Origin of the sequence: Amphibiibacter pelophylacis, from assembly GCF_037688875.1 — a bacterium.
GTDB lineage: Bacteria > Pseudomonadota > Gammaproteobacteria > Burkholderiales > Burkholderiaceae_C > Amphibiibacter > Amphibiibacter pelophylacis.
The window spans coordinates 24,282-42,317 of record NZ_JAWDIE010000014.1; the positions used below are offsets into that span (position 1 = coordinate 24,282).

Consider the following 18,036-nt stretch of genomic DNA (forward strand, 5'->3'; position numbering starts at 1 on the left):
TGACATGAGCGACATTTCTTCCTCCACCGCCAGCACCGCCCGCCGCGTGCGCACCCGCGTGGCGCCATCGCCGACCGGCCTGCTGCACCTGGGCACGGCGCGCACGGCGCTGTACTGCTGGGCTTACGCCCGCCACTTCGGCGGCGATTTCATCCTGCGCATCGAGGACACCGACGAAGCGCGCTCCACCCAGGCGGCGGTCGACCAGATCATCGAGGCCATGCGCTGGCTGGAACTCGATTACGACGAAGGCCCCTTCTTCCAGATGCAGCGCATGGCGCGCTACCGCGAGGTGATCGCGCAGCTGCTGTCCAGCGGCCATGCCTACTTCTGCTACAGCAGCCCCGCCGAGCTGGACGCGATGCGCGAGGCCCAGCGCGCGCGCGGCGAAAACCCGCGCTACGACGGCACCTGGCGCCCCGAGCCGTGCAAAACCCTGCCGCCCGTGCCTGCGGGCGTGGCGCCCGTGGTGCGCTTTCGCACGCCCACCGAGGGCAGCGTGGCCTGGACCGATCTGGTCAAGGGCGAGATCCGCTTCGCCAGCGAGACGCTGGACGATCTCATCATCGCCCGTCCGGTCAGCGCGCAGGCCTTGGCTGACGCTGGCGCCCAGCCCGATGTGGCGGCGCTCATCGGCACGCCCACCTACAACTTCTGCGTGGTGGTCGACGACTGGGACATGGGCATCACCCACGTCATCCGGGGTGACGACCACGTCAATAACACGCCGCGCCAGATTCACATTTTCAACGCCCTGGGCGCACCGCTGCCGCAGTTCGGCCACCTGCCCATGATCCTGGGCCAGGACGGCAGCAAGCTGTCCAAGCGCCACGGCGCGGTCGGCGTCAACCAGTACGAAGCGCTGGGCTACCTGCCCGAGGCCATGCTGAACTACCTGGCGCGCCTGGGCTGGAGCCATGGCGACGAAGAGCTTTTCAGCCGCGAGCAGCTGGTGCAGTGGTTCGACGGCAGCCACCTGTCCAGCAGCGCCGCGCAGTGGGATCCGGCCAAGCTGGCCTGGGTCAACGCCCACTGGATCAAGCAGGCATCGGATGCGCGTCTGGCGCAGCTGGTTCGCGCACACTGGCCGCTGGAGGCCAGGCAGGGCGCCCCGGTGCTCGACGACGCCACCCTGCAGCGCGCCTGCGCGCTCTTCAAAGACCGCAGCAGCACCACACAGGAGCTGGCGCTCACCCTGCGCCAGGTGCTGGGCGAAGTCGATACCGCCGACGCCACCTGGCAGGCCGCCTGGGCCCAGCACAAGGGGGCCGATGCGGCGCCCGCGCTGCTGGCGCTGGCCGACGCGCTGCAGGCTCTGCCGCAGTGGCAGCCCGAAGCCATCCAGCAGGCGCTCAAGGCCACGCTGCAGGCGCACAGCCTGAAAATGCCGCAGCTTGCTATTCCCCTGCGCCTGCTGGCCTTTGGCCGCCCGCAGACGCCGTCGGTCGATCAGATGCTGTCGCTGCTCGATCAAAAAATTGCGCTGGACCGCTTGCGCACTGTCAAAAATCTGGTGTAGAATTTTGATCTTTCGCAGATGACGCAAAAACAGACTCGTTCAGCGCCATCCCCCAGAATGAAAAACAGCCCTGAAAAGCGTTATAATTCTGGTTTGTGCTTACCGGCGCAAATGTGAATTCTTGGGGGTATAGCTCAGCTGGGAGAGCGCTTGCATGGCATGCAAGAGGTCAGCGGTTCGATCCCGCTTACCTCCACCAAGATAGGGCAGATTGGGGCAACCCGGTTTGTATCGACGAAGTCCCCTTCGTCTAGAGGCCTAGGACACGACCCTTTCACGGTTGTAACAGGGGTTCGAATCCCCTAGGGGACGCCAGATGACGGTACCGTTTGTAGCTTGCTATAATCGTAACCTGATTGAGGAGTGGTAGTTCAGTTGGTTAGAATACCGGCCTGTCACGCCGGGGGTCGCGGGTTCGAGTCCCGTCCACTCCGCCAACATTAAAACCCTGCAGATTTCGGTCTGCAGGGTTTTTTATTGCGCGTTGCTGGTGCTTGTTGCTATCGCTTGTTGCGCTTGTACGCCCTATTACGGGATCAGGCCGCAAGCCATGCGTGCGCCCCCACCGCCCAGCGGGGCGGGGTGATCGCTGTGGTTGTCGCCTCCCGCATGAATGATCAGCGCGTGCTGGCGCACCGCCTGCAGATCGGTCAGGCGCGGTGCCAGAACGGCTGTGCTCACCTTGCCTTGGGCGTCGGCCTGCAGCGCGGGCAGATCGCCCAGGTGGCCTTCACCCCAGGGGCCCAGATGCTTGCCGGTGCCCTGCGGGTCCCAGTGCCCGCCTGCGGCCAGACCGGGCACAGGTTGGCCGTCTTTGACGCCTGCGTCGCAGGAATTCTTCTCGTGCAGGTGAAACCCGTGCACGCCAGGGGTCAGGCCCGATAGCGCCGGGGTGAAAATCAGGCCGTAGCGGCTCGGGCTGATGGTGATGCTGCCCGCTGGCGTGACCTGCCCCTGCGCGTCCAGCAGGCTGACGGGCACGGTGATGCTCTGCGCTGTGGATGACTGGGGCAAGGCGGTACAGGCCGCGCTGGCAATGCAGGCAGCGGCGATGCTGAGTGCGGTCAAGGTTCGGGTCATGAAAGCTCCTTGTGATTTCAAAGTAGGGGGTTCTCATTGTATTGATCTATTGATATCTATTTTTGATCAAATTTGGAAATCAAAAAAATACGCTTCCTGACTTCGGGTTCCCACAAAAAAACCCCCAGCCAGTTTCCCGGCCGGGGGTTTTTGCTGGGGTGAGGGCCGGAGCCCTCAGACCGGACAGCGGGGCAATTACATGCCCATGCCACCCATGCCGCCCATGCCACCCATGTCGGGCATGCCACCGGCGCTGGATTCTTCCTTGGGCGCTTCGGCGACCATGCACTCGGTGGTCAGCATCAGGCTGGCCACACTGGCGGCGTTCTGCAGCGCGGTGCGGGTCACTTTGGTGGGGTCCAGGATGCCCATGTCGATCATGTCGCCATAGGTGTCGTTGGCGGCGTTGAAGCCGTAGTTGCCCTTGCCCGCCAGAACGGCGTTGACGACTACGCTGGGCTCGCCACCGGCGTTGGCCACGATTTCGCGCAGGGGCGATTCGATGGCCTTCAGCACCAGCTTGACACCCGCGTCCTGGTCGGCGTTGTCACCCTTGATCTCGCCCGCAGCCTGCTTGGCGCGCAGCAGAGCCACGCCACCGCCGGCCACAATGCCTTCTTCCACCGCAGCACGCGTGGCGTGCAGGGCGTCTTCGACACGGGCTTTCTTTTCCTTCATTTCGACTTCGGTGGCAGCGCCGACCTTGATCACGGCCACGCCGCCAGCCAGCTTGGCGACGCGCTCCTGCAGCTTCTCGCGGTCGTAATCGGAGGTGGCTTCCTCGATCTGGATGCGGATCTGCTTGACGCGGGCCTCGATGTCGCCGGTTTCGCCAGCACCGTCGATGATGGTGGTGTTTTCCTTGCCGACTTCGATGCTCTTGGCCTGGCCCAGATCGGCCAGCGTGACTTTCTCGAGCGTCAGGCCGACTTCTTCAGCGATGACCTTGCCGCCCGTCAGGATGGCGATGTCTTCCAGCATGGCCTTGCGGCGGTCGCCAAAGCCCGGGGCCTTGACAGCCACGACCTTCAGGATGCCACGGATGGTGTTGACCACCAGGGTGGCCAGCGCTTCGCCATCGACGTCTTCAGCGATGATCAGCAGCGGACGGCCGCTCTTGGCCACCTGCTCCAGCGTGGGCAGCAGGTCACGGATGTTGCTGATTTTCTTGTCGAACAGCAGGACAAACGGGTTGTCCAGCAGGGCGGCCTGCTTCTCGGGGTTGTTGATGAAGTAGGGCGACAGGTAGCCACGGTCGAACTGCATGCCTTCGACGACATCCAGCTCGTTGTCCAGCGATTTGCCGTCTTCCACGGTGATCACGCCTTCCTTGCCGACTTTGTCCATGGCGTTGGCAATGATTTCGCCGATGCTGTGGTCGCTGTTGGCGGAAATGGCGCCGACCTGGGCGATTTCCTTGGAGGTGGTGGTGGCCTTGGAGGCCTTCTTCAGCTCGGCGACCAGGGCCGTCACGGCCTTGTCGATGCCGCGCTTCAGATCCATGGGGTTCATGCCGGCGGCCACGTACTTCATGCCTTCGCGCACGATGGCCTGGGCCAGCACGGTGGCGGTGGTGGTGCCGTCACCGGCGTTGTCGCTGGTCTTGGAAGCGACTTCCTTGACCATCTGCGCGCCCATGTTCATCAGCTTGTCTTTGAGCTCGATTTCCTTGGCGACGGACACACCGTCCTTGGTCACGGTGGGGGCGCCGAAAGAGCGCTCCAGCACCACGTTGCGGCCCTTGGGGCCCAGGGTGGTTTTCACGGCGTTGGCCAGGATGTTCACACCCTCGACCATGCGGGCACGGGCTTCGCCACCGAACACGACGTCTTTTGCTGCCATTTTTGTTTCTCCTGATTCAGATTCAGTCTGGATTCTTTGATAAGCGGGTGGAGGCGGGAATTACTTCTCGACCACGGCGAAGAGGTCTTCTTCGCGCATCACCAGCAGTTCGTCGCCATCGACCTTGACGGTCTGGCCGCTGTACTTGCCAAACAGCACGCGGTCGCCGACCTGGACGTTCAGGGCGACCTGCTCGCCCTTGTCGTTGCGCTTGCCCGGGCCCACCGCCAGGACTTCGCCCTGGTCAGGCTTCTCGGCGGCGTTGTCGGGGATGATGATGCCGGAGTTGGTTTTGGTTTCCTGTTCCAGGCGTTTGACGATCACGCGGTCGTGCAGGGGACGCAGTTTCATGGGGGTGCTCCTAAGTGCGTTGCAGGCCGGCGCAGAGGCCGGAGAGGGAGACCAGGCCAGAGGCCCGGCCGGGTAGTTCGCTGTTAGCACTCACTGAATGCGAGTGCTAACGGAAATGGATTATAGGGGCACGGCGGACCTTTTCAAGTGTCCATTTCAATCCGAAGTGGATTTCAGCCGCGCACCCAGACGCTTTCGGCGCCGTCCAGGTCGTCGTCCCAGTCGTCGTCGATTTCGTCGTCGTCGGCCAGATCAAGGCGGGTCAGGGCGTCTTCGGTGGCGTCCAGGGTGATTTCGCACTGCGCCCAGAAATCCGACAGGTCCTGCGGCCAGTCGGCTTCGAAGGCCAGCGGCGCTCCGGTGGCGGGGTGGGTGAACTCCAGGCGGTGGGCGTGCAGGCCCTGGCGTTCCAGCCCGGGCAGGGCCTTGCCGCCATAGAGCGCGTCGCCGACCAGCGGCCAGCCCTTGTGGCTCAGGTGGACGCGGATCTGGTGCGTGCGCCCGGTGTCGAGCACACAGCGCACGCGGCTGACGCGCTGCGGGATTTTGCTCCCCGCGATGGGCAGCAGCGCCTGCTGCAGCACCTGCACGTGGGTGCGGGCGGGTTTGCCGCCGCGCGTGGTCACCGCCATGCGGATGCGCGCGCGCGGATCGCGCCCAATGGGCGCGGAAATGCTCAAAGGCGCAGGCGGCAGCCAGCCCAGAATCAGGGCCAGATACTGGCGGTGGACCTCGCGGGCGGCGATTTGGCGCGCCAGCGCGGTGTGCGTTTCCAGCGTCTTGGCCACGACCATCAGTCCGGAGGTGTCTTTGTCCAGGCGGTGGACCAGCCCGGCGCGCGGCAGGTGCTGCGCGACCGCGTGGTGGGCCAGCAGGCCGTTAAGCAGCGTGCCCGACCAGTTGCCCGCCGCCGGGTGGACGACCAGGCCCACCGGCTTGTTGACGACCATCAGGTGATCGTCCTCGAAAACAATCGGCAGCGCCATGGCTTCGGGCGTGAAGGACAGGCTCTGCGCGGTGGGCAGCAGCGTCACCTGCAGCTGCTGACCCATGCGCACGCGCTTCGAGGCCGAGCCCTGCGCCACACCATCCAGCAGCACGCAGCCGCGCTCGATCAGGCTTTGCAGGTGGTTGCGCGAGAACTCCGGCGCCAGCTGCACCAGCACGCGGTCCAGGCGCTGGTTGTGGGCGTCCATGCCGATTTCTGTGGCCAGCGTGGTGGCGGCTGTCGTGTCATTCCCGGCTGTCATGTGAACCCTGGCGCTATGCCTGTCTCAAAGGGGGAGCGGCGCGGACCAGGGGCTTCCCTATAATGCGCCATCCGGCCTTCCAAAACCGCCGATTCTCCCAGATATTGCCCACCATGACCCAACTGAACACTCCCGTTGTCCCGGCCCGCCACCGGTCTGCCGCTGCCCTGGCGCTGTCGGCGGCCCTGCTGCTGTCGGCCTGCGCCAGCACCGACGAATTCGCGGGCAAAAGCAATGGCCAGGTCCTGAGCGAAGGCCAGTCGTCGCTGTCTGACGGCAATTACACCCAGGCCGTCAAGGCGCTGGAAGCGCTGGAAGGCCGCACGGCCGGATCAGCCCTGGGCCAGCAGGTGCAGCTGGATCTGGCTTACGCCTATTACAAAAATGGCGATAAGGTGCTGGCCCTGACCACGCTGGACCGTTTCATCCGCTACAACCCGTCCAGCCCGGCGCTGGATTACGCCTTTTATCTGAAGGGCGTGATCAGCTTCATCGGCAACCAGGGCTTTTTTGGCCGCCTGACGGGCCAGGATCTGGCCGAGCGCGACCAGCAGTCGGCGCGCGATTCCTACAAGGCTTTCGCGCAGCTGGTCAGCGCCTTTCCCAATTCGAAGTACGCGCCCGATTCGCGGCAGCGCATGGCCTACATCGTCAACGCGCTGGCGCGCAATGAGCTGGACGTGGCCGATTTCTACTTCCAGCGCGGTGCCTACCAGGCGGCGGTCAACCGCTCGCAGGAGGTCATCCGCGAGTTCCCCAACACGCCCGCCAACGAGGCGGCGCTGTGGGTGCTGGCGCAGGCCTACGGCCACATGGGCCTGAACGATCTGCAGTCGGACACGCTGCGCGTGCTCAAGGCCAGCTTCCCGAACAGCGAGTACCTGAGCCGCCAGCCGGCCGGCCTGATCGAAAACAGCCGCCCCTGGTGGCGTTTCTGGTAAGGGGCGCGGTATGTCGGCCAACACCCTGGGCGAACTGTTTCGCGTCACCAACTTCGGCGAAAGCCACGGCCCGGCCATCGGCTGCGTCATCGACGGCTGCCCGCCCGGGCTGATGCTGTCGGCGGACGACATCCAGCACGACCTGGACCGCCGCCGCCCCGGCACCAGCAGCGTGGTCACGCAGCGCAGCGAGGCGGACCGGGTAGAAATCCTCTCCGGCCTGTACGAGGGCCTGACCACCGGCGCGCCCATCGCGCTGCTGATCCGCAACACCGACCAGCGCAGCAAGGATTACGGCAACCTGCTGGACACCTTCCGCCCCGGTCACGCCGATTACAGCTACTTCCGCAAATACGGCGTGCGCGATCCGCGCGGTGGCGGGCGCTCGTCGGCGCGGCTGACCGCGCCCACGGTGGCCGCTGGCGCTGTGGCGCGCAAATGGCTGCTGGAGCACGCGGGCGTGCGCATCACGGGCTGGATGTCGCAGATGGGCGCGCGCGTCATCCCTTTCGAGGGCTTTGAACACATCGCCAACAACCCCTTCTTCGCGGCCAACGCCAGCCTGATCGCGCAGCTGGAGGAAGACATCCGGGCGCTCAAGGGCGATTCGGTGGGCGCGCGCATCGAGGTGCTGGCCACCGGCGTGCCGCCCGGCTGGGGCGAGCCGATTTACGACCGCCTGGATGCCGACATCGCGCACGCCATGATGGGCCTGAACGCCGTCAAAGGCGTGGAGATCGGTGACGGCTTCGCCAGCGTCGCACAAAAAGGCAGCGAGCACGGCGACGAAATGACGCCCGAGGGCTTTGTCAGCAACCACGCGGGCGGGGTGCTGGGTGGCGTGTCATCGGGGCAGGACATCCGCGTGTCCCTGGCCATCAAGCCGACCAGCTCGATCAGCCTCGAGCGCCGCTCGGTCACCCGCGACGGCGAACCGACCACCGTCGTGACCAAGGGCCGCCACGACCCCTGCGTGGGCATCCGCGCCACGCCCATCGCCGAGGCGCTGCTGGCCATTGTCCTGATGGATCACGCCCTGCGCCACCGCGCCCAGTGCGGCGACGTACGCCACACCGTGATGCCGGTTCCGGCACGCCGCCCGGGCTGAACCGGCAAGCGGCGCGCCAGCCGCGTCTGGCTGGTCAGGCGTAGCGGTTCAGTGCGGCCAGCTGCGTCGTGACATAGCTTTGCAGCGCATTGTTCTTGGACGCAATCGTGTCCAGACGCTGGAACTGGGTCTGCAGACGGGCGGCATTGCTGTCAGCCCGCTCGGTGACTTTGTCCTGATTGGCCTGGTTGCTTTTGATCAGCTTGTTCAGCCCTTCGGTGCGGTTGTCCAGCAGCCCGCCGGTGTCCAGAACGGCTTTGGTGGTCTGGGCCATGCGCGCCATGATGCCGATGCCATTGCCGTTGGCATCACCGGCCGTCGAGAAGGCCTTCTGCAGTGCGGCCGGGTTGTCCTGGAGCGCCTTGGTGAATTTGCTTTTGTCCAGGCTGAGCACGCCGTCGCTGCCGACCGACAGGCCAAAGCTGCTGGCCAGCTGCAGGCTGCCGTCGATGGTGGTGCCGCCTGTCAGCGCCTGGCGCATCTGGCGCTGCAGGCCAATGGTGGCCGAATCGCCCTGCAGGGCACCGCCTTTTTTGGTGGCCGCGTCGTATTTGGTCTGGTCTTTTACAAATTTCGAGTAGTCGTTGTAGACCTTCACGAAGTTGTCCATGGCCTTCATCAGCTCGTCACTGCTGTTGGCCACGCTGACCTGCACGGGTTTGTTCGCTTCGGTGAGCGCGCTGACCGTGATGTCCACGTTCTGCATCACGCTCTTGAAGGTGTTGCTGCTGCTGGTGACGGCCACGCCGTTGATGGTGGCTTTGGCGTCCTGGCCTTTGGCCGTTTCAGCCATCGCCGCCTGGCTGGCGCCAAAAGACATATTGAATGAGATGTTCGCCACCGCCGCCTTGCTGGCGCTGTTGTCGGTGATGTCCACCGAGAAGGTGTTGCTGGCGCCACCGTCGGCCGACTGGTAGACCAGGGTCTTGCCCTGTTCGCCGCTGATCACGGTGGCGGTGACGCCCGCCTTGGCGTCGTTGATCTTGCGCGCCACGGATTCCAGGCTGGCGCTGTCTGACCCCAGGTTCAGCGTCACCGGACTCTTGCTGCCCGACTTGATGGTGATTTCGCCCACGCTGAAGGTCTGGTCCTTGGCGATCAGGGCCGACTGTGCGGTCTGCGGTTTGGCCAGCTGCTCGACCGAGACCGAGAAATTGCCCGGCACCGCGCCCGAACTGGACGTGACCTTGAGCGTTTTCTCATCGCTGCTGGTCGATGTGGTGTTGGCCCACAGCTCGGGCTTGCTCAGCGCCTGCGCGGCGTCGCGGATGTTGGTGACATAGCTCTTCATCAGCCCGACGCTGGACAGCTGGGCATTGAGCTTGCTGGCCGTGGTCTGCAGCGGCTTGAGCGCCTGCAGATCCACCGCCCGCAGCTGGGAGATCATGCTGCTGACGTCCAGCCCCGAGCCGATGCCTGCGAATGAAAATGAACCGGTTGCCATGTCGCCCTCCAGGTGATTCTGTGATGGCGCTCCGTCCAAACGTGGAGCCCCTGGGCAGTTATCGGCGGCCGTTCGGCAGACTTGAGGCCCCGGGCCGGGGGTAGATCGAAAAAAAACAGCGGCCGACTGGCCGCTGTTTCGGGGGAGCAGACCGGCTCTTCAGCGCGACGCGAAGGCGGCGATGTCGTCCGGGGCCGAGGCTGAAGCGGTGCGCATCTGCGTGGCGCGGCGGGCGCCGTCAAAACGGGCGCTCCAGTAAGAGTTGGCGATGCGGTCCACGCGAACCACCGAACCCGTGCGCGGGCTGTGCACAAACTTGCCGTCACCCAGATAGATCCCGACGTGCGAGAAATCGCGGCGCATGGTGTTGAAAAACACCAGATCGCCGGGCTGCAGGTCGCTGCGGTCGACTTTCAGGAAACCGGCGTAGTGGGCCTGCTCGGCGGCTGTGCGCGGAATGGTGATGCCCAGGGTCTTCTCGAAGACATAGCGGGTGAAGCCGCTGCAGTCAAAGCCGCGCGCCGTGGTGCCGCCGTAGCGGTAGGGAACGCCCAGGTAATCCAGCGCGGTGTCGATCATGGACGAGGCCTTGTCGCGCAGGTTGCTGGTGATTTCGGCGGGGGAGATGTTCTGGATGATGTCGCCCAGGCTGTGCTGGCGGAGCATCTGCATCATGGCGTCGCCCTGATCGGGGGGCGGGCCACCTGCGCTGCCGTCAGCCGGAGCGGCGTGGGCTGCATGGATCGACAGGGCCAGACAGGCGCAGACAAGAAACTGGGGAGCAAAGCGGCGTGCGTGTGGGGGCATCGTCGTGTCGTTGTATAAAAGAGACAAAGCGGGATCGCAAAAACAGGCCGAAGGATACCGGTGGCCCGGCAGAGCGTCAAGGCTTTTTTCAGGGTTTTTTCAAAAGAATCAAACTCTTGGCGATGTTTCAGGACTTAAATCAGGGAAATCACCTAAATCGGAAAAGGTGTTTTCGCCGCGTCGTGGCAGAACGCTGCAAGACTGAAATGAGGGTGTAAGCCCGGTCTGATCCAGCGGACTGGAGCGGTCCGGTTCGCCAGAATGGGTTGAAGATGCTCTGGCGTGCGCCAGAGCCACAAACCCCGCCTGAACCGGCCAAGGAACCCCCATGAAAGACGCCCTGCTGATGACGCTGATTGCTGCTGCCGAAATGGACAGGCCGCTGGAACAGGGCGTGACCCTGCTGGTCGACGGCTTCCTGGTGTCGGGCGAAATCGTCAGTTTTGCCCAGTACCTGCACCACAACAGCGCGGTCGAAGGCGTGGAGCGCTTCATCCAGCAGTCCGGCGGCAATGCCAGCCCGGCCGGGGCGCCCAACTTCATCCACCTGAAGAATGCGCGCTTTTACACCGCCAGCGGCCAGTCGGTGCCCTCCGACGACGGCGTGTACTGGCGCGGCGCGGTCGAGGCCGTCAGCGGCTTTTCGTTTGGCGTGATCCAGCTGGACTGACTACGCCGGTGTGGCTGTGCGCCCTTCAGGCCAGCCCGGGCCAGACGCGCAGCAGCAGCCATCCCAGCAGCAGATTCAGACCCAGCAGCGGCACGGACCAGGCATGGAAAGCGCCCCAGCGGCCCTCCGCCCCCAGCTGGCGCAGGGCGATCAGATTGGCCAGCGAGCCCAGCACGAAGCCGTACCCCCCCACGTTGACGGCGTAGGCCAGCAGCGCGCCGGGCGGCTGGCTGTGCAGCAAGAGCATGGTTGCTGGCACGTTGCTGATGAGCTGCGACAGCCCCACCGCGCCCAGATAGCGGACGGTTTCGCCCGCGCCGGCCAGTTCCGTCAGGGCGGTGTTGATCAGCGGCAGCGAGGCCAGCAGCTGGATGTCGATGAACATCAGCGCGAACACTGCCAGCAGCGGCCAGTCCACCTTGAGCAGCAGGCGCCAGCGCAGTGCCGCCAGCCCGGCCAGCGTCAGCGCCAGGCCCGCCAGCGGCTGCTGCAGGTGCAGCGCCAGCAGAAACAGCCCATACAGCGCGCAGGACAGGGCCAGCAGCGGCCGGTCCGTGGCGCTGCGCCCGGCGTCTGGCGCGGGCGCGCAGGGCTGGCCGGAGAACACGGCGGCCGTCAGCGCCAGCAGCGTGGCCAGGCTGGCCAGCGCCAGCGGTGCCATCTGGGCCACGAAGGCGGCGGGGCTCAGCCCCGACTGCTGCCACAGCAGGATGTTCTGCGGATTGCCGATGGGGCTGAGCAGCGATCCGGCGTTGACCGCCATGGCCTGGAAAATCACCAGCCGCGCCACAGGAAGGTCGGCGCGACCGCGCAGCGTCAGGGTCAGCGGCACGGTGATGAACAGGGCCACGTCGTTGGTCAGCACGGTGGACAGCGCCGCCGCCGCCAGCACCAGGAAGAGCGCCAGGCGGCGCGGACTGTCCAGGTGGTGCATCAGGCGCAGCGCCAGCGGGGCCAGCGCGCCGCTGGACTGCAGCCCCTGCGTCAGGGCCAGCAGGGCGGCCAGGGTGGCCAGCGTGGGCCAGTCTATGGCCTGCGGGTAGTTCAGCGCATCGTGCGGGTGCACCAGCGCCCAGAGCACGGCGGGCAGCAGCAGGGCCAGCAGAAAGCGCTCGCGTCGCAGGCGCTGCGCCAGACCCAGCACGGTCGTCAGAAGAGGCATGGCGCCATTCCCGGGCAAAGGGCAGATTCTATCGGCGCGCTGCGCCAGGCGCTGAGCCGTGCCAGATCGAGTCAGCCCGCTGGGCCGTTAAATCTGGCACGGATTCATGGCCCGGAGACCACGGTTGCCGTGACAGAATCCCGTGACATTGGGTTATTCCGTGGCGAAAAAAGCAATATAGAAGGCAACAGGCCTGAGTGTCTGTCGCCCACAGCAGAGCCCTTCCGGCAGACCGATCCAGACAAGGCGCAGCAAGCGATGAGACTCAAGGCGTGGTGGCAGTCCTGCCGTGAGCCCCTGCGGCGCACGGTGGGTCACAGTGCGCCACTGGCGGCCCTGGTGGTCACCAACGCGGCGCTGGCCTGGCTGGGTTTCAGCGTGATGGACGGCGCGCGCGCCTTCATTGCCGGGGAAAGCCAGTGGTCGCGCGCGCAGAAAGACGCTGTCTTTTACCTGGATGAGTACAACCGCAGCGGGCGGCCGCAGGATCTGGCGGCCTTTCGCACCGCCATTCACATTCCTGTCAGCGCCAGCCTGGCCAAGCGCGCCATGGATGCGCGCGAGCCTGATCTGGACGCGGCTGCGCGCCATTTCCGGGCGATGAATCTCTACCCGCCCGACGTGCCGCGCATGATCTGGCTTTACACGCACTTCCGCCACCTGTCGCTGCTGCGGCCGTCGGAGCAGCTCTGGCAGGAGGTGCTGCCGCAGCTGGAGGAGCTGGTTGCGCTGGCCGATGCCATGGAAGCCAGCGTGCGCCAGGGCCGGCATACGCCGCAGGCCATTGCGCGCTATGACCAGCGCGTGGCGGCGCTGCGCCAGACCATGCAGCTGCTGGCGACGCGCTTTTCCGCCCGCCTCAACGAGGCCACGGTCACCGTAGAGAACGGCCTGCGCATCATGGTGCCGCTGCAGATCGTGCTGCTGCTGGCGGCGGGCATGTGGGCCTCGCTGGTGATGATCCGCCGCGGCTACGACAGCGAAAAAGACGTCATCGAAACCCAGCGGCGCTGGCGTTATGCGGTCGAGGGGGTCAACGACGCGGTCTGGGATCTGGATGTGGACGCCGGCGTGGCCCAGGTGTCGCGCCGCTGGTTCACCCAGCTGGGCTATCCCGATCCGGGGGTGGATTTCAGCGACGTGCTGCGCGAGCAGATGGTGGCCCACATCCATCCCGAAGACAGCCCCCGCGTGCTGGCCCAGATCGAGCGGCTGCGCACGGGGCCAGAGCTGAACGCCATCGAGTACGAGTTCCGCTACCGCTGCCGCGACGGCAGTTACCGCTGGATGCAGTCGCGCGTGTGGGTGATTTCGCGCCGTCCGGGCGGTGCGCTGGAGCGCCTGGTGGGCGTCAACAGCGACATCCACGACCGCCACGAGATCGAGCAGCGCCTGCGCCACATTGCCTATCACGACAGCCTGACTGGTCTGCCCAACCGCCTGCACTTTGCCCGCGTGCTGGCCCAGCGTCTCGATGCGGCGCGCATTGGCGGGCTGAGCTTCGCTGTGCTGGCCATTGATCTGGACCGCTTCAAGGATGTCAACGAGGAGCACGGCCGCCGCGTCGGCGACGCGCTGCTGCAGCAGCTGATCGTGCGGCTGACGCCGCAGCTGGCCGCGCAGGATGTGCTGTCCCGTGTGGCGGGCGACGAGTTTCGCGTCCTGCTGGCCGATGTCGATTCTCCCCAGCGCCTGCGCCAGCGCGTGGCGGCGCTGATGCAGCAGGTCGAGTCGCCGTTCCAGATCGATGGCCACGCGATCAGTCTGGGGATGTCGCTGGGTTCGGCAGTCTACCCGCGCGACAGCCACAGCGCCGACGAGCTGCTGGCCGACGTGGAATCGGCGCTGGCGCAGGCCAAGGCGCTGGGCCGGGGCCGCCACGAGGATTACAACCCCGTGCTGCAGCAGATGGTGCGCGAGCGCCGCCACCTGGCGGCCGACCTGCGCCGGGCGGTGGATGCGGGCGAGCTGTTTCTGGTCTACCAGCCCATCGTCCACCTGGCCAGCCAGCGCGTGCACAAGGCCGAGGTGCTGCTGCGCTGGAAGCACCCGCAGCGCGGCCTGATCAGCCCGGCCGAGTTCATCCCCGTGGCCGAGGAAACCGGCCTCATCCTGCCCATCGGGCAGTGGGTGCTGGAGCAGTCGGTGCGCGATCTGGCCGTGCTGCGCGCGGCGCTGGGCGACACCTTCCAGGTGTCGGTGAACAAATCGCCGCGCCAGTTCCTCAACGACGCCCGCCTGGCCGTGCCGCGCGAAAAAGCCGCGCTGGGCGAGCTGGCGGGCAGCAGCCTGTGCGTGGAAATCACCGAAAGCATGCTGATGGAAGCCAGCCCGGCGGTGAAGGACAAGTTCATGCAGCTGCGCGACATGGGCGTGCAGGTCTCGCTGGACGATTTTGGCACGGGCTATTCCTCGCTGGCTTATCTGAAAATGTTTGACATCGATTACATCAAGATTGACCGCAGCTTTGTCAAAAACCTGGCGCCGGGCAGCAGCGACCAGGTGCTGTGCGAGGCCATGATCGTCATGGCGCACCGCCTGGGCGTGAAAGTGATCGCCGAAGGCGTCGAAGAAGCGCAGCAGCTGGCCGTGCTGGCCGAAGCGGGCTGCGATTACATCCAGGGCTTCCACTTCTGCCCGCCCGTCGTCCTGGCCGAGCTGGTCGACTGGGTGCGGCGCCACCACGGCGTGTCCGGCCCTGTCGCGGGCCCGGCCCCCGCACCGCTGCCTTTGACGTCTTCGCTGGCTGCGCTGCCCGCGCCGCTGAACGGGGTTGCGTCATGATGGTCCCCCACAAACCGCCCCCGTCCTCCTGGCGCGAGCCGCTGCGACGCGAGTGGCACTTTTCCTGGCCGTTTGCCGTTTTCACGCTGCTGATGCTGCTGACCAGCCTGGGTGGCCTGTACCTGCTGTCGGCCGGTCGCTCGGTGGCGGCGCTGGAGGGCCACTGGTCGGCCGAGAGCAAGACCGCAGTGGTGCGTCTGCTCGATTACAACACCCGGGGACAGGAAAGCACCTGGGTGAATTTCCGCCGCACCATGGTGGCGCTCGGCGGCGCCAGCCGCGTGCTGCCCAGCCTGCAGCAGACGCCCGCTGATGCGGTCGGCGCGCGGCGTCACCTGCTGAATTTTGGCCTGCCCCAGCACGAGATCGCCCCTGTGCTGTTTTTCATGCAGCACCTGGGCTGGCTGCCCGGCGTGCAGCCGGTGCTGGACCAGTGGCAGGAAGCCAGCTCGGCGGTGCGCCGCCTGGAACCTCTGGGCGATGCGGTGCGCGCCGAAATCAGCGCCGGCGGCCGTGATACGGCCCTGCGCCGCGAACTGGCCGACCGCATCATGATGCTGGACAGCCGCCTGGACGGACTCTCGGACGACCTGTCGCAGGCGCTGCAGACGCTGGTGAGCGGCATCGCCGACACGGTGTTCTGGACCATCGTGATCCAGTTCGTCCTGCTGGTTTCGCTGGGCGGCATCATGGCCCAGCGCCTGATTTTTGGCGTGGTCAATGGCGCGCGCGAGGTGCGCCGCCAGGAGGAGCGCTGGCGCTTTGCCATCGAGGGCGCCAATGACGCGCTGTGGGAAATCGACCTGGAGACGCAGCAGATCCGACTGTCGCGGCGCTGGTACACCCAGCTGGGCTACGAGGAGCCCGTGCAGGATTTCACCCTGCGCCCGCGCGCGGAAGTGACGGCGATGATCCACCCCGAGGACCGCGAGCGCGTGCGCCGCCGCCAGGCGCAGCTGCTGTCGGGGCAGGAACGCATGGTCGAGTACCGCTACCGCCATCTGGACCAGCGCGGGCGCTACGTCTGGCTGCAGGCCCGGGTGCAGTCCATCGAGTTCGACCCGCAGGAGCGCCCGGTCTACCTGCTGGGCGTGCACACGCATGTGCACGAGCGCCATCTGATGGAAGAAAAAATGCGCCACATGGCCTGGGTGGACCCGCTCACCGGTCTGCCCAACCGCGCGGGCTTCCAGCGCTCGCTGCGCCTGGCGCTGGACAACCCCATCAGCCGCCAGGAACTGGCCGGGATGACGCTGCTGCCCGGGGGCGATGATGACAGCGTCCAGGTCGAGGGCGAATGCGCCGTGGTGGTGCTCAACCTGGACGGCTTCAAGGATGTCAACGAAGAGCACGGACGGCGCACCGGCGACGCCGTGCTGCGCAGCGTGGCGGTGCTGCTGGAGAACGCCCTGCAGCCCGAAGAGCTGCTGGCGCGCACGGCGGGCGACGGCTTCTCGCTGCTGCTGCGCCTGGACGCCGCCACGCTGCCGCCGGGCGACAGCGCCCGCGCCGCGCTGGACCGGCGTGTGCAGCGCCTGCTGTGGCAGGTGGCCCGGCCTTTCGAGATCGACGAGCTGCCCATCGTTGTCCAGGCCTCGGCGGGCAGCGCGCTGTATCCGGCCGATGGGGCCGACGCCGAAGTGCTGCAGGCCCACGCCGAAATGGCGCTGCTGCTGGCCAAGGCGCAGGCCCGGGGTCACCACCGCGCTTACGACGCCCGCATCGAGCAGCGCGCCCGCGAGCGTCGCGTGCTGGGCGCCGATCTGCGCCTGGCGCTGGACCGGCACGAGTTTTATCTGGTCTACCAGCCCATCGTCCACCAGCGCACGCAGCGGGTCGACAAGGCCGAAGTGCTGCTGCGCTGGAAGCACCCGCAGCGCGGTCTGGTCAGCCCGGCCGAGTTCATCCCGGTGGCCGAAGAAACCGGCCTGATCCTGCCCATCGGCGAGTGGATCCTGCAGCAGGTCGACCGCGATCTGCACCGCCTGCGTGCGGCGCTGGGCGATGCTTTCCAGGTGTCGGTGAACAAATCGCCGCGTCAGTTCCTGCACGACGCCGCGCTGCAGCAGCCGCGCGAAAGCGGTCTGCTCAAGGAGCACCAGGGCCACAACCTGTGCGTGGAAATCACCGAAAGCATGCTGATGGAGGCCAGCGCCGCGGTGAAGGACAAGTTCATGCAGTTGCGCGATCTGGGCATCCAGGTCTCGCTGGACGATTTCGGCACGGGTTATTCCTCGCTGGCCTACCTGAAGGTGTTCGACATCGATTTCATCAAGATCGACCGCAGCTTTGTCAAAAACCTGTCGGTGGGCAGCAGCGACCAGGCGCTTTGCGAGGCCATGGTCGTCATGGCGCACAAGCTGGGCATGAAGGTCATCGCAGAAGGCGTCGAAACCGCCGTGCAGCGCGACGTGCTCGACGGCGCGGGCTGCGATTACATCCAGGGCTATCTCTACAGTCCGCCCAAGCCGCTGGACGAATTCCTGCAATGGGCCGCCCGCCACGCCGGGCAGGACGATGCCGGCGTGGCCCGACGCCCGGTCAGCAGCGACGTGGGCTGACCGGGGCCAGGACGATGCGCAGAGACACTCCCCCCCCCTCGCAAGGGGAGGGGCTGTTGCCCGCAGGGCGCCGTGCTGACAATGGCTCTACACCCGGCAGCCGCCAGGTGCCCACCGGAGAGCCACCATGACCACCCCCCGTTTTTCTTCTGCCGCTGCTTCTGTCCGCAAGATTTTGTCCCGCAGTCTGATCGGCCTGCTGATGCTGCCGCTGGCAGGCACAGCGCTGGCGCTGGACATCAACCAGGCCAGCCCCAGCGAGCTTGATGCCATTGACGGCATCGGACCCAAAATGGTCCAGCGCCTGGTGACGGCGCGCCAGCAGGCGCCCTTCAAGGACTGGGCCGATGTGCGCACCCGCGTCAGCGGCATCGGCGACAAGACGCAAAAGCGCTTCGAAAGCCAGGGCCTGACGATAGGTGCAGGCGGCACGCGGGTCGCGGCGGCCAGCCCGGCAGCGGCTGCCGCCAAAGGCGCGGCGGTGCTGCCGGGCGCCAAACCGGCGGCCAAGCCCTGA

The 18,036-nt window shown here is 66.1% G+C and carries 14 protein-coding genes and 3 tRNA genes; 10 read left to right on the forward strand and 7 right to left on the reverse strand.

Going from position 1 to position 18,036, the window contains the following annotated elements:
- Positions 1 to 4 precede the first annotated feature (4 nt).
- From gltX to RV045_RS09790, 4 genes are all read left to right on the forward strand, one after another.
- Positions 5 to 1,519 carry a glutamate--tRNA ligase gene (gene gltX, locus RV045_RS09775; RefSeq protein WP_423235598.1) on the forward strand — a complete coding sequence of 505 codons (1,515 nt, stop codon included), beginning with the start codon at positions 5 to 7 and terminating at the stop codon, positions 1,517 to 1,519.
- A 123-nt stretch (positions 1,520 to 1,642) separates the two neighbouring features.
- Positions 1,643 to 1,718 (forward strand) — tRNA-Ala (locus tag RV045_RS09780).
- 40 nt (positions 1,719 to 1,758) lie between these two features.
- A tRNA-Glu gene (locus tag RV045_RS09785) sits at positions 1,759 to 1,834 on the forward strand.
- Positions 1,835 to 1,879: 45 nt separating this feature from the next.
- Positions 1,880 to 1,956, forward strand: a tRNA-Asp gene (locus tag RV045_RS09790).
- Between the two features lie 91 nt (positions 1,957 to 2,047).
- Here the strand turns inward: RV045_RS09790 and sodC are convergent.
- The 4 genes from sodC to RV045_RS09810 form a co-directional block, all read right to left on the reverse strand.
- Positions 2,048 to 2,599, reverse strand: a complete 552-nt coding sequence (sodC, locus tag RV045_RS09795; protein ID WP_423235599.1) for a superoxide dismutase [Cu-Zn] SodC — start codon at positions 2,597 to 2,599, stop codon at positions 2,048 to 2,050.
- A 195-nt stretch (positions 2,600 to 2,794) separates the two neighbouring features.
- Positions 2,795 to 4,441 carry a chaperonin GroEL gene (gene groL, locus RV045_RS09800; RefSeq protein WP_423235600.1) on the reverse strand — a complete coding sequence of 549 codons (1,647 nt, stop codon included), beginning with the start codon at positions 4,439 to 4,441 and terminating at the stop codon, positions 2,795 to 2,797.
- Between the two features lie 60 nt (positions 4,442 to 4,501).
- A complete protein-coding gene (gene groES / locus RV045_RS09805) occupies positions 4,502 to 4,792 on the reverse strand; it encodes a co-chaperone GroES (protein ID WP_423235601.1) in 291 nt (96 codons plus the stop codon).
- Positions 4,793 to 4,965: 173 nt separating this feature from the next.
- Positions 4,966 to 6,042, reverse strand: coding sequence for an RluA family pseudouridine synthase (locus RV045_RS09810; RefSeq protein ID WP_423235602.1), 1,077 nt, complete (start codon positions 6,040 to 6,042; stop codon positions 4,966 to 4,968).
- A gap of 113 nt (positions 6,043 to 6,155) precedes the next feature.
- Between RV045_RS09810 and RV045_RS09815 the strand changes: the two genes are divergently transcribed.
- Entirely contained in the window at positions 6,156 to 6,983 is an 828-nt protein-coding gene (locus RV045_RS09815; RefSeq protein WP_423235603.1) for an outer membrane protein assembly factor BamD, read from the forward strand.
- A 10-nt stretch (positions 6,984 to 6,993) separates the two neighbouring features.
- Positions 6,994 to 8,091 (forward strand): chorismate synthase, encoded by a 1,098-nt coding sequence (aroC, locus tag RV045_RS09820; protein ID WP_423235604.1) that lies wholly within the window; start codon positions 6,994 to 6,996, stop codon positions 8,089 to 8,091.
- 34 nt (positions 8,092 to 8,125) lie between these two features.
- Here the strand turns inward: aroC and fliD are convergent, their stop codons facing one another.
- Positions 8,126 to 9,535: a flagellar filament capping protein FliD gene (gene fliD, locus RV045_RS09825; RefSeq protein ID WP_423235605.1), complete on the reverse strand. Its 1,410-nt coding sequence runs from the start codon at positions 9,533 to 9,535 to the stop codon at positions 8,126 to 8,128.
- 159 nt (positions 9,536 to 9,694) lie between these two features.
- Entirely contained in the window at positions 9,695 to 10,342 is a 648-nt protein-coding gene (locus RV045_RS09830) for a C40 family peptidase (protein WP_423235606.1), read from the reverse strand.
- 328 nt (positions 10,343 to 10,670) lie between these two features.
- Here RV045_RS09830 and RV045_RS09835 point away from each other — a divergent pair, with 328 nt between their 5' ends.
- Entirely contained in the window at positions 10,671 to 11,012 is a 342-nt protein-coding gene (locus RV045_RS09835) for a hypothetical protein (RefSeq protein WP_423235607.1), read from the forward strand.
- A gap of 25 nt (positions 11,013 to 11,037) precedes the next feature.
- On the opposite strand, the gene RV045_RS09840 is transcribed toward RV045_RS09835, so the two are convergent.
- Positions 11,038 to 12,174: an SLC13 family permease gene (locus RV045_RS09840; protein ID WP_423235608.1), complete on the reverse strand. Its 1,137-nt coding sequence runs from the start codon at positions 12,172 to 12,174 to the stop codon at positions 11,038 to 11,040.
- A 258-nt stretch (positions 12,175 to 12,432) separates the two neighbouring features.
- Here RV045_RS09840 and RV045_RS09845 point away from each other — a divergent pair, with 258 nt between their 5' ends.
- The 3 genes from RV045_RS09845 (at position 12,433) to RV045_RS09855 (ending at position 18,036) form a co-directional block, all read left to right on the forward strand.
- Positions 12,433 to 14,958: a putative bifunctional diguanylate cyclase/phosphodiesterase gene (locus tag RV045_RS09845; protein ID WP_423235609.1), complete on the forward strand. Its 2,526-nt coding sequence runs from the start codon at positions 12,433 to 12,435 to the stop codon at positions 14,956 to 14,958.
- The gene (locus RV045_RS09850; RefSeq protein WP_423235610.1) at positions 14,955 to 17,519 is read left to right on the forward strand and encodes a putative bifunctional diguanylate cyclase/phosphodiesterase; all 2,565 of its coding nucleotides are present in this window, start codon (positions 14,955 to 14,957) and stop codon (positions 17,517 to 17,519) included. The genes RV045_RS09845 and RV045_RS09850 overlap by 4 nt, the downstream gene beginning before the upstream one ends.
- A 127-nt stretch (positions 17,520 to 17,646) precedes the next feature.
- The gene (locus RV045_RS09855) at positions 17,647 to 18,036 is read left to right on the forward strand and encodes a ComEA family DNA-binding protein (RefSeq protein WP_423235611.1); all 390 of its coding nucleotides are present in this window, start codon (positions 17,647 to 17,649) and stop codon (positions 18,034 to 18,036) included.